At 47.0% G+C, this 11,542-nt stretch carries 9 protein-coding genes; 5 read left to right on the forward strand and 4 right to left on the reverse strand.

Annotated elements, in window-relative coordinates; genetic code table 11:
* Positions 1 to 1,269, forward strand: a 1,269-nt coding sequence (locus tag QZ735_RS13280) for a tagaturonate reductase (protein WP_294249283.1), incomplete at its 5' end; no start/stop codon positions are given.
* A 5-nt stretch (positions 1,270 to 1,274) separates the two neighbouring features.
* The gene (locus QZ735_RS13285; RefSeq protein ID WP_294249285.1) at positions 1,275 to 2,894 is read left to right on the forward strand and encodes a UxaA family hydrolase; all 1,620 of its coding nucleotides are present in this window, start codon (positions 1,275 to 1,277) and stop codon (positions 2,892 to 2,894) included.
* Positions 2,895 to 3,031: 137 nt separating this feature from the next.
* On the opposite strand, the gene QZ735_RS13290 is transcribed toward QZ735_RS13285, so the two are convergent.
* From QZ735_RS13290 to QZ735_RS13300, 3 genes are all read right to left on the reverse strand, one after another.
* On the reverse strand, positions 3,032 to 4,060 hold the full coding sequence (locus QZ735_RS13290) for a LacI family DNA-binding transcriptional regulator (RefSeq protein ID WP_294249286.1): 1,029 nt from the start codon (positions 4,058 to 4,060) through the stop codon (positions 3,032 to 3,034).
* Positions 4,061 to 4,415: 355 nt separating this feature from the next.
* On the reverse strand, positions 4,416 to 4,820 hold the full coding sequence (gene tssD, locus QZ735_RS13295; RefSeq protein WP_294249287.1) for a type VI secretion system tube protein TssD: 405 nt from the start codon (positions 4,818 to 4,820) through the stop codon (positions 4,416 to 4,418).
* A 315-nt stretch (positions 4,821 to 5,135) separates the two neighbouring features.
* Positions 5,136 to 5,846, reverse strand: a complete 711-nt coding sequence (locus QZ735_RS13300) for a DUF1826 domain-containing protein (protein ID WP_294249289.1) — start codon at positions 5,844 to 5,846, stop codon at positions 5,136 to 5,138.
* Between the two features lie 779 nt (positions 5,847 to 6,625).
* Between QZ735_RS13300 and fdhD the strand changes: the two genes are divergently transcribed.
* The 3 genes from fdhD to QZ735_RS13315 all read left to right on the forward strand — a co-directional run bounded on the left by fdhD (position 6,626) and on the right by QZ735_RS13315 (position 10,368).
* On the forward strand, positions 6,626 to 7,468 hold the full coding sequence (gene fdhD / locus QZ735_RS13305) for a formate dehydrogenase accessory sulfurtransferase FdhD (protein ID WP_294249291.1): 843 nt from the start codon (positions 6,626 to 6,628) through the stop codon (positions 7,466 to 7,468).
* A gap of 131 nt (positions 7,469 to 7,599) precedes the next feature.
* Positions 7,600 to 7,950 carry a hypothetical protein gene (locus QZ735_RS13310; RefSeq protein WP_294249293.1) on the forward strand — a complete coding sequence of 117 codons (351 nt, stop codon included), beginning with the start codon at positions 7,600 to 7,602 and terminating at the stop codon, positions 7,948 to 7,950.
* 24 nt (positions 7,951 to 7,974) lie between these two features.
* Positions 7,975 to 10,368, forward strand: coding sequence for an FdhF/YdeP family oxidoreductase (locus QZ735_RS13315; protein WP_294249296.1), 2,394 nt, complete (start codon positions 7,975 to 7,977; stop codon positions 10,366 to 10,368).
* A gap of 290 nt (positions 10,369 to 10,658) precedes the next feature.
* Here the strand turns inward: QZ735_RS13315 and QZ735_RS13320 are convergent, their stop codons facing one another.
* The gene (locus QZ735_RS13320; protein WP_294249299.1) at positions 10,659 to 11,267 is read right to left on the reverse strand and encodes an NTP transferase domain-containing protein; all 609 of its coding nucleotides are present in this window, start codon (positions 11,265 to 11,267) and stop codon (positions 10,659 to 10,661) included.
* Positions 11,268 to 11,542: the final 275 nt, after the last annotated feature.

Genomic DNA, 11,542 nt, shown 5'->3' on the forward strand with positions numbered 1-11,542 from the left:
CATAAGCTGGAAGAACAGGATAATCTGTACACCCTTTTTACCAGAGGCATCAGGAAAAAGGAGCTGATTGATGAAAAACAGGTGATTTCCGCCATTCAGAAGTCGGTGAATCCTTATACGGATTATCATGAATTCCTGTCGCTGGCGCAAGAAGACGGGCTGGAATTTATATTTTCCAATACTACTGAAACAGGGATCGCTTATAACGGGTCTGAAGATTCCTATCAGGGCCCGCACAGGAATTTCCCGGCAAAGCTAACCGTGCTGCTCTATGAAAGGTTCAAACATTTTGACGGTGCAGCTGATAAAGGCGTGCGGATCATTCCGTGTGAGCTGATAGAAGACAATGCTTTTGCCCTGAGGGACATCATTATTCAGTATGCCAGGCTCTGGAATCTGGAAGAAGGGTTTGTGCAATGGATTAACCAACATAATTTTTTCCACAATACACTGGTAGACCGTATTGTTCCCGGTTATCCTAAGGACGATGCCGCATCCTATGAAGACAGGCTGGATTATGAAGATCAGATGATGGTAGTTTCGGAGGCGTTCCTGCTGTTCGTTATTCAGGATGCCGGAAATTTAAACGCGAGGATTCCTTTTGACAAAATCAATGAGCAGATCCTGGTGGTAGACGACATCCGGCCGTACCGCCTGAGAAAAGTCAGGATCCTGAACGGCGGCCATACCCTGATGCTGGCTCCGGCTGTTTTATCAGGACAGGAAACGGTAAAAGAAGCAATGGACCATCCGTTCATCAGCACATTTCTGAACAATGCCATCTTTCATGAGGTGAATCCCACCTTAGGATTGAATGAAACCGAACTGAAAGAATTTGCGGAAGAGGTTTTCGACCGGTTCAGGAATCCTTTCATCAAACATCATCTTTCAAGCATTGCCCTGTATTTCATTTCCAAATTCAAAGTAAGGGTATTGCCGAGCCTGCTGCGGTATATTGAAATAAACAACCGGTTACCGCTTCATTTAACCTTTTCCCTGGCGAGTCTTATCCGTTTTTATCAGGGAAGCTTTGCTGATAAATCCCTACCTTTGAACGATGATGAGGCAGTGGTCAGCCGGTTCAGGGAAATCTGGGCGAATGAAGAATATCCTGTGATTTCCGGACTTGCGTTAAGCGAAGAAAGCTTTTGGGATACCGACCTTACGCAGGTGCAGGGACTGAAAGAAGCCGTAGCGAAAGCACTGTATGAAATTGATCGTCACGATATGGAGACGGCCTACAAAAACTTCATCCAATATTTTTCTTAAACATCATGCAGAAGAAAGTACTGAAAGTAAACCCCAAAGACAACGTCATCGTCGCTTTGCTGGACCTTCCTGCCGGAACACCGGTTCAGCTCGATGGTATGGAATATACCATGCTGAAAGATACGAAAGCAAAGCATAAATTTGCCGCAGCAGATTTTCAGGAAGGAGACCACATCATTATGTATGGCGTAATCGTAGGAAAAGCAAACCGTTTTATTGCAAAGGGCGAGGTCATTACTACGGAAAACGTAAAGCACCAGAGTGCAAAAGTAGAAGGCAAAACCGGTACATTGGGCTGGACGCCGCCTGATGTGGAACAGTGGAAAGACCGCACGTTCATGGGGTATCACCGTGAGGACGGGCAGGTAGGAACGGAAAATGTATGGCTCTTTTTCCCGCTGGTATTCTGCGAGAATAAAAATATAGAAACCTTAAAGAACATCTTTGAAAAAGAACTGCTGCATGAGAAGGCCAGCAAGCACCAGCTCCTGCTCAGGTCACTGCTGAACGGCGGTTCGGGTACTGATGTTGCAGTGGAAGAAGAAAAACAGGACACCAGGATCTTCAAAAATATCGATGTCCGTTTCATTACGCACCAGGGTGGCTGCGGCGGGATCCGCCAGGATGCTGAAGCTTTGGGAAGGTTGTTTGCGGGTTACGTCAACAACCCGAATGTGGCGGGAGCCACCGTTCTCAGCCTGGGCTGCCAGAACCTGCAGGTCCAGATCTTTATGGATGCCCTGCATGCCCTTGCACCCGATAATAAAAAACCGATTGTCGTATATGAACAGCAGAAATCAGGAACCATTGATGAAATGCTGACCGGCGTCATCAGGGATTCCTATGAAGGCATTAAGAAAGCCAATGAAACGGAGAGAAAACCGGCCCCTATCACCAGACTGAACATCGGTCTCGAATGCGGCGGCTCCGACGGTTTCTCCGGAATTTCCGCAAATCCTGTACTGGGTGAAGTGTCCGATATTATGGCTGCCATAGGCGGAACCACCATGCTTGCCGAATTCCCGGAATTGTGTGGGGTAGAGCAGGAACTGGTGAACCGCTGTGTGAATGATGAAGACGGCATAAAATTCCTGAAGCTGATGAAAGACTTTGAGAATTCCGTTGTGGCCGCAGGGTCAGGATTCGATATGAACCCATCGCCCGGGAATATCAAGGACGGACTGATTACCGATGCCATGAAATCGGCAGGGGCTTCCAAAAAAGGAGGATCGGCACCTATTGTTGAAGTCCTGGATTTTACGGAATATGCCACCAGACCCGGACTGAACCTCCTCTGCACACCGGGCAATGATGCGGAATGTACTACTGCACTGGTAGGATCCGGAGCTACCGTTGTCCTCTTTACCACCGGCCTCGGAACACCAATGGGAAATCCGATTGCCCCGGTAGTGAAGATTTCTTCCAATACCGCATTGGCGGAAAAAATGCCGGACATCATCGATTTCAATACCGGAACGGTTATCAGCGGGGAAAAGACCATTCCCGAAACGGCAGAAGAACTTCTGGAGTTCATCATCAGGGTAGCCAGCGGCGAAGTGAAAACCAAAGCCGGCGTACTGGACCAGCATGACTTTATTCCCTGGAGAAGAGGAGTCAGCTTATAGTTTAGATTTAATAATTATTGTTAGTAATTATATAAATATTAGGGTTGAAAATGCTTCCTGCTTCGGTTAGGAGGCATTTTCTTTTTGCAGATCAGATGTCGCGGATTTAAAATCCGTGACATCATATAGACATACATTCATGTCCGTTTTGAAGATTTCCGGATATACAATTGCGGTTCCAGCACCACTTTTTTCTCAATGGAGATCCCGGAGCCATTTTCTCTGATTCTTTCTATGAACACCTGCCCTGCAAGTTTCCCCATGGTGACCGGTGTCTGGTCCACCGAGCTGATCGGCAGTTCCATGAACTGGGTGAACGGCTCATTGGAAAACCCGATGACCGCTACCTCCTGCGGGATTTTGATTTTCCGCTTTTTCAGTTCCTGGCAGGCACCCAAAGCGGCAAAGTCGCTGGAAGAAAAGATCGCGTCAGGCACGGATTTCCTGCTCCATAAAGTTTTAATGGCCTCGATTCCTGAGTCGATGGAGCTTCCGGTAGCCATGATGTTTTCTTCCTTTACGGGAAACTGGTGGTCCAGTAAAGCCTGCCGGTAACCATTCAGACGGTGCTGGTAGATTTCCAGGTTCAGGTCACCGGAAAAGTGGCAGATGTTTTTATAGCCTTCACTGATCAGGTGCTGGGTTGCCATATAACCGCCTCGGTAATCATCAATTACCACTGTGCTGATTCCCGGGATGTCTTTTTTACGGTCAAAGAAAATGATCGGGGTATTGGAGGTATCCAGGATGTTCCGGATATGCTCTGTGTCCAGGGTCGTCCTGGAAACCGACATGAAGATGCCGTCCACCTGGGCATTCAGCAGGGTATTCAGATGCCTTTTCTCAATCATTACATCTTCGTGGCTCTGGCATATAATGACGTGATAGCCGTGAGGCGACAGCTCCTCTTCAATACCACGGATGACCGATGAGAAGAAATTGGTGTTGATATAGGGCACAATAATTCCTACGTTTTTTGTTTCCCCGCTTTTCAGCGCTTTGGCCAGGTTGTTCTGTTTATAGTTCATCTCTTTGGCGGTGGCCTTCACCAGGTCCTTGGTCGCCTGGCTGATTCTGGGATGGTCATTCAGTGCCCTGGAAACGGTGGCCACACTTACGTTGAGCTTTTTCGAGATGTCATAAATGGTGGCACTTTTTTTATTCATAGGAGTTTTTTGCAAAATGCCGCCGGATTGCGGAGGGCATACGTTAAAGACGTAAATTTAATCAAAATTCCAGCTCCGGAAAGCAATTATTCTGTCTTTTCGGAGAGATTGTAAAAAGTTCCGGATAATGGTCCTTCCGGTCTGTTGTTTTCCGGGCAAAAAGATGCAAAAAAGACAGTTTAAAAGCTGATTCCCAACGGAAGCAATAGTGGAAACCCAAGAGTTCGGGAAGCGGATTTCTCATTCAAAATGCTGAAACAGGCCGGATACAGGAGGTCAGGTCAAATAAAAAGACAGGACTGTCTGTTCACAGACGGTCCCGTAGTAATTGATATGCCGGAAGACAGTGGGCTGGTTAAGAGCTTGGCCACAATCCTTCGTATGCTGCATTCCCATAGTTGATTTTTTCCGCGCTCACTACAAAACTGATATACATTGAGTTTTCATCGGTGGCGTCGAATTCCACCTGATGCTGGATTACATATCCGTTTTCCCAGTTCAGGGTAATCAGTGTTCCTTCTTCATGGGATTTGTTGAAGGTAATTTCGCCGGAAGTCGGTTTGTATTTTCCGTTCAGCAGGGATTCCAGGATGTCGGATTTTTCTGTTGCCTCGATGGTCAGTTTAATGATTGCATTAGACGGGTCTGAAGCCACGCGTCCCGAAACATCCGTTGATCTTGAAACGCTGTAGTTCAGCTTTAGTAATTTCTGTCCTTCACTGCCGTTGAATTTTAAGATTCCTCTCGAATTTAATGCCATGATTTGTAAATTTTAAATGTTAATATTCTGATAAGTGATTGATTTTGTATAACCCAAAGATAATAAGGGATTTTTTACGGACATCAGTTTTATTCCGTTATCTGAAAATTTGTAGTAGTTCTACGATTTGATGTCGTAGTTTTACGACAGGCCGTGAGCACCCAGAATTAGCAGGACCTGATGCCTGCGTTGCAGTCTCAAAAAATGAAGACCGCACTGCTTCACTGCTCAGTTATTCTCTTTTCGGATCAGATCCAACCGATACGGGATGAGAAAGTCTTCCGGTATGTTTTCAAGGAGAAACAGCATCCATTTTCAGCAGATCAGAAGCAACCGGTATTCGCCTTCGTTTTCTATGGGTGCCCTGTGGACGCAGGGCAAAACCTCCTGTTGGGGATGATCTACGGCGAGCCGCCAGAGATGGCCGTTTCCCAGATTGATGGGCTGTGCATCAGGCTGGGCCTGGTAATGGAGGTCAAAAAAACATTCTTGCAAGAAATCTTCAAATTCTGCCTCCGGACCGTTATGCAGCTGCCGGAGCTTTTCCCGGATTTCAGGGACCAGGATTTTCTGTGTCACCTGATCATTGGCAATCATATCGCTGGCAGCTCCGTGATAGGTGCATAGGAATGTATCCGTTCCTATGGGCGAACGGTCTACATGGTAAGAATAGACATCCGTGGAGAAAAAATCCAATTCTTCGTCCCGCTCATAACATCTAAGTAAATTCAGGGAAGGCAAAGCACCAAAACCGGTAAGCCGCCGGAGGTCACTCAGGATGATTTCCCTTGCGGTATTTCCCTGTTCTGAAAGGGAGAGGGCCAAAAGATCTTCAGCAGAAACTTCGGTAATATCTTCTCCTAATTGAAGCTTGGATACAATTTCCTTAAAATCTCCGGCCAGGCTTCTCGGCCAGCAGAGGGCATTTACAAGCCCGCTGAATTCCGTATGCACCAGTCCGGAAAACGAGGAAACCACACCGATCTGCGGATGATCGGGCAATTGATAATCGGAAAGGAAATTCATGCTGTCAAAATTAGCTGCAAAGATAGTAAAAGAGTGGTTTATCAGGGTGGTGATTCATTGATATGCAGGCAAAATCATAAATCAGGTCTGGGCCAGGGGAAAATCCGGGAACTTTCCTGTCAGCAAGCATGATGTGCTGAATACTGATGAAAGAAGAGGTTTGATTTCTTTTTTTACCTGAAAGGATCTGTATCTTCTTAAAAAACAATAATAGGATCTCAGGATCAATGAAACTGAAATAAGATTTAGTCTGAAGAATTTTTTCTCGTAGAAGGTTACACTGAATCTTCTTTATGTAAATGGTGCCGGTAATCCCTTATAAGCTGTCTGAAATCCGGTTTTAAGACCTTTCTGCTTATTGAAAATGAGCAGCATTAGTGCAGGGTTGGTATGGATCGGAATTCCGGTGCAGAGGATAATGTTGATCTGCATCGGCTGCGGGCTGATGAATTATGAACCTGCTGTAATCTGCTGCAAAAGTAAAATACAAGAGGTCTACAGCAGCCTGATGGAACCATGATTACATCTTAAACAAATCCTGACCAAATATTTTCCGTGTGATTACCTTTCAATTCATTTATGATTTCAGGCATAAAAAGTCGTACATTTACTTCTGTGGTATCAAGATTGATAAGTACTAACGGAACATTTCATAACTGGCCTTTACATTATGGTAAATCTTTCTTATGATATAATCTTCCCGACTGTATATAATCAGAGACACCATCCGGAAAATCACAGCAATGCATATGAAAACCTTTAGTCCAGAAAACAAATCCGTGCAGACAATAGAGATTGTCAGAATGAAAGGGAATCATGGTATTTCCTGTACTGATGAGGTTTCAGTAGAGGAGCCGCTTGAAATCAGGGTTTCATATGAATCGGAAGGGGAAAGGCATACGCGGAATATTTCCGTTACCATGCGCACGCCCGGGAATGATGCTGAACTGGCAATCGGATTCCTGTTTACGGAAGGGATTATCTCAGATCCGCAGCAGATTAAACGGGCATCTCATCTGCCGGCAGCCTGTTCTGTAAACACCGGAAATGTAATTACCGTTGAGCTTGCCGACGGATGTATGCCGCAGCTGATGAATGCGGACCGGAATTTCTATACCACTTCCAGCTGTGGGGTATGCGGCAAAGGGTCGATTGAGGCTATCAGAACCGTCAGTCCTTTTCCGCATACTGAAAGGAAAAAGCAACGGGTTACCCTTGGAGTCCTTTATGAATTGGCGGAAGAGCTGCGGACCTTTCAGAATAACTTCAGCGCAACCGGCGGGATCCATGCTTCCGGCCTGTTTGATACCAGCGGTCATCTTCTGATCGTAAGGGAAGATGTAGGAAGGCATAATGCATTGGACAAGCTGATCGGAAGTGCTTTGCGTAACGGGCAGCTGCCTCTGCGGGAACAGATTCTGGTCCTGAGCGGAAGAGCCAGTTTTGAACTGATCCAGAAAGCAGCAATGGCAGGGATTTCTGCTGTTGCTGCTATTGGTGCTCCATCAAGCCTTGCGGTAGAGCTGGCGAAGGAGTTTGATATGACCTTACTGGGATTTCTCAGGGACAACCGGTTCAATATATACAATGAAAGCAGCCATATTGAAATCATTACGGAATGATAATAAAAAACAGACACGGATCTTACATGAAATTTTTTGCCCTCCGGAAATAAAGAGCCGTAAACTAAAACTTTACGTTGATATGGCAACAGACACAGCAACAGATCATACACTGAAATAACAGCATCACAATGAAAATAAGAATAAAAGACAACAGCATACGTTTCCGCCTTTCCCAATCCGAAGTAACGGAACTGGGAGCAACAGGCATGGTCTCCGGTTACACCGAGTTTCCTGGCCAGACCTTCACCTATGCCATCGAAAGAACGGAGGATCATCTGCTTTCCACAGCATTTGCTGAAAACAGGATCGTCCTCAGGATGCCGGCCGCTATGGTAGAAGAATGGATAGCTACGGAACGCATCGGATTCGACGGGCAGGCCGGAAAAGTGAAAATATTAGTCGAAAAGGACTTTGTCTGTCTGGACAACACTCTTGAAGATCAGAGTGACAATTACCCGAATCCTAACGCCAAATGCTGACCGCATTTTTATCACCACAATAATATGGAAAACAATAGTTTAAATAAAAAGAAGGGAGATTCCGGCCCGTCACCTGCAGCACAGCCGCCTTACCGTCTGGCAGAGCTCAAACTCAATGCGCCTGAAAGATGGGCGGCCGGGGTACCGGCTGTGATGCATTCCATACAGCAGCTCGTACGGGATGCTTCCACACTGCGGGGCGGAAGGGCGCTCTTCAGCATGAACCAGTTCGGCGGGTTCGACTGTCCCAGCTGCGCATGGCCCGAACCTGACCGCGACCGGTCCCCGGTAGCAGAATATTGCGAAAGCGGAGCAAAAGCTCTTGCCGAAGAAGCCACTTCAAAAAAGATCGGGCCTGATTTCTTCAGGGAAAACTCCGTATACGATCTTTCAAAAATGACCGATTATGAAATCAGCCAGCTCGGAAGGATCTCCGAGCCGATGTATCTTCCCAAGGACGGAACGCATTATCAGCCCATCAGCTGGGATGCTGCCTTTGAAAAGATCGCAGAAAAGCTCAACAGCCTGGAGTCGCCGGATGAAGCCATGTTCTATACCTCCGGACGAACCAGCAATGAAGCCACCTGGGTCTACCAGCTTTTCGGAAGGGAATTCGGAACCAATAATTTCCCCGACTGTTCCAATATGTGCCATGAAACCTCCGGATATGCCCTGACCCGCTGTATCGGCTTTGGAAAAGGAACGGTAAAACTGGAAGATTTTTACGATACCGACCTCATCATTATCATCGGCCAGAACCCCGGAACCAACTCCCCCAGAATGCTTTCCGCACTCACTAAAGGAAAGAAGAATGGCGCCAACATCATGGCTATCAACCCGCTTCCTGAAGCCGGGCTTATGGCCTTTAAGGATCCACAGAAACCGCTGGCCCTTATCAGTAAGCCCTTTGAACTTTCAGACCTCTACCTGCCGGTAAAGATCAACGGGGATATGGCACTGCTCAAAGCTTTACAGATCCTGCTCCTGGAAGAGGAAGAAAAAAATCCGGGTAAAGTAATCGATCATGATTTTATAAATAAAAAGACCGGCGGCTTTAAGGAGCTTACCGAAGAACTGAAACGTTACGACCTGAATTTCCTTGCAGAACAATGTGGCATTTCCCCGGAACAGCTGAGGGAAGCTGCCCGGATGATTGCGGTCCGGAAAAGGATCATCATCTGCTGGGGCATGGGCATCACTCAGCAGCGTAATGGTGTCGATATGATTTATAATATCGTTAACCTGCTCCTGATGAAAGGAAGCATCGGCATCCAGGGCGGCGGGTTGTGCCCGGTTCGGGGCCACAGCAATGTCCAGGGGAACCGCACCCTGCTGGTCAATCACAAGCCTACTGAGGAACAGCTGGATACGCTGGAGAAATTTTATGGTTTCAAGCCGCCGCGGGAGCATGGCTATGATGTGGTAAAAGCGATAAGGGCAATGCATGACGGAAAGGTGAAATTCATGTTCTGTATGGGCGGCAACCTGCTGTCTGCTGCTCCGGATACCACCTATACCGCAGAAGCGATGCGCAAGCTGGAGATGTCGGTCCTGGTATCGATCAAGCTTAACCGCGGACATCTGATCCATGGGAGAGAGGCCCTTATCTTGCCTGTTATTTCCCGGAGCGAAAAAGATGTGGTGAACGGGGAACTGCAGTATGTCAGCACCGAAAACTCCATGGGCGTGGTGGAATCGTCAAAAGGAGTACTGGAGCCTGTTTCGGAACATCTCATCAACGAAACCCATGTCGCCTGCAGAATGGCAAAAGCCGTGCTGGGAGAACGCTCCGTTATCAACTGGGACCGGTTCATCAACAGCTATGATGCCATCCGCGATGATGTTTCGCAATGTCTTCCAGGTTTTGAAAACTATAACGAAAGAGTGGTACAGGACGGTGGATTCTATCTTCCGAACGCCCCACGGGACGGGAAATTCAACAGTGAGCATTTCCCGGGAAAGGCTGCGTTTAACATTACCCCTGTTCCGGACAATTCCCTGGCAGACGACGAGTACCTGATGGCGACTACCCGTACCCATGATCAGTTTAACACCGTAGTTTACGGACTGGATGACCGTTACCGGGGAATTTTCAATGAAAGGAGAATTGTCATGATGAATGAAAAGGACATTGAAAATGCCGGATTGAAAGAGGGAGAGAAAGTTGATCTTTTCAATTACGATGACGGTATTGAACGTATCGCACCGCTATTCATTGTGGTAAAATATGCGATCCCTCAGAAAAGTACCATGACTTATTTTCCGGAGACCAATGTCCTGGTTTCTATCAACAACGTGGTAGACGGAGCCAATATGCCGGCTTCTAAATATGTCCGCATTAAAATCAGGAAGCACGATCCTGAGATTTATCAGAAAATCGGGGAACATATCGCTGCTGCTGCCGGTACAGCTCAGTAATAAATTATATTTCAATGCACGGATAAAATATCGTCTGTGCATTGAAGTTTTTAGGAGATGAAAGTTTTATTTCAATACTTTCAGCCCCCTTCGAAAAACACAATTTTACTGTTGTTTTCTTCTGAATTTTCTTCCTTTCCCTTAAGCCTTTTCCATACCCTTTCCTGTTTTATCCGTTTTTCTGCTTATCTTCCTGAATCATCATTATTTTTTAATCCTGAATGAAAGTTCGCTTGGTTGCAGATGGTGATTTTTTTTCATCAGCGTTTTCTCAGCCATTAATTAATGTTTTACTGAGTATCCTTCAGAATCTGCTGGATCTCTGCTGCCTCTTCAGGTGTATTGACATTTCGCAGCACTTCTGGATTTTCGGGTTTCAGCAAGAGAACATCATTGCTCATCAGAAACTTCCTTGGCGAACGGCTTCCTGTTTTCAGGAAATCCAGGAGCAGTGGGAAACTTTTGGGCTCCCAGATGGCGGCCAGCGGTTCCGGACCTTGGTCCACCGGGCTCTCGTAAACCGTGGCGGTCTTTTCCGGATTCCTGTACCGGACCAGCAAGTCCAGCGCCTTCTCATCCAGCAGCGGCAGATCACAGGCAACCACCAGCCAGGCTGCTTCTTTCCGGGATTGAAATGCCGAAAGGATGCCTCCGGCCGGTCCCATTCCGGGAAAGGCATCAGGCAGCGCTGTATAGCTTTTACTGATTTTTTCCAGCTGGTCGGGACGGCATGAAATGGATACGGCGCTACAGAATTTTGCCAGCAGGTCTGCCATGGCATACTGCTGTTGCTTCCCGTACCAGCGGAGTTCTTCTTTGGCGGTTCCCATGCGGGTGCTTCTTCCGCCGGTCAGAACGAGGCCCAGGAGCGGGGTGGGAGTAAGCGGTGTCAGTTTCATACAACAGGATTTCGTTTGGTATTTGCTGTGTGCATATCCCTTGCCATTATCGTTTAACTGGTCAATAGGCAGCAGCCGGCCATATATTCCGGTTTTCTTCCGGAATTCTCAAAGATAAAGAAATATTGCCGTTTCCAGAGGCTGGTTTAAAGAGCCTTAGCCCGCTATCCATCTGTTGATGACGCGGCCGGAAAAACTGCCGGGGCCCAATCGTCGTATATACAGGTAAGCGGCAGATTATTTTTTCCTATTGTTCAGACCCGCTTCAGAAAACA

Source organism: uncultured Chryseobacterium sp. (genome assembly GCF_913776365.1).
In the GTDB taxonomy this organism is placed as follows: domain Bacteria; phylum Bacteroidota; class Bacteroidia; order Flavobacteriales; family Weeksellaceae; genus Chryseobacterium.

What these genes read in the sequence shown, in the direction of transcription:
- QZ735_RS13310 (WP_294249293.1), top strand. Translation starts at nt 7,600, where the DNA reads ATGAAAATAAGAATAAAAGACAACAGCATACGTTTCCGCCTTTCCCAA.
- QZ735_RS13290 (WP_294249286.1), bottom strand. Translation starts at nt 4,060, where the DNA reads ATGAATAAAAAAAGTGCCACCATTTATGACATCTCGAAAAAGCTCAAC.
- QZ735_RS13285 (WP_294249285.1), top strand. Translation starts at nt 1,275, where the DNA reads ATGCAGAAGAAAGTACTGAAAGTAAACCCCAAAGACAACGTCATCGTC.
- QZ735_RS13315 (WP_294249296.1), top strand. Translation starts at nt 7,975, where the DNA reads ATGGAAAACAATAGTTTAAATAAAAAGAAGGGAGATTCCGGCCCGTCA.
- QZ735_RS13320 (WP_294249299.1), bottom strand. Translation starts at nt 11,267, where the DNA reads ATGAAACTGACACCGCTTACTCCCACCCCGCTCCTGGGCCTCGTTCTG.
- tssD (WP_294249287.1), bottom strand. Translation starts at nt 4,820, where the DNA reads ATGGCATTAAATTCGAGAGGAATCTTAAAATTCAACGGCAGTGAAGGA.
- QZ735_RS13300 (WP_294249289.1), bottom strand. Translation starts at nt 5,846, where the DNA reads ATGAATTTCCTTTCCGATTATCAATTGCCCGATCATCCGCAGATCGGT.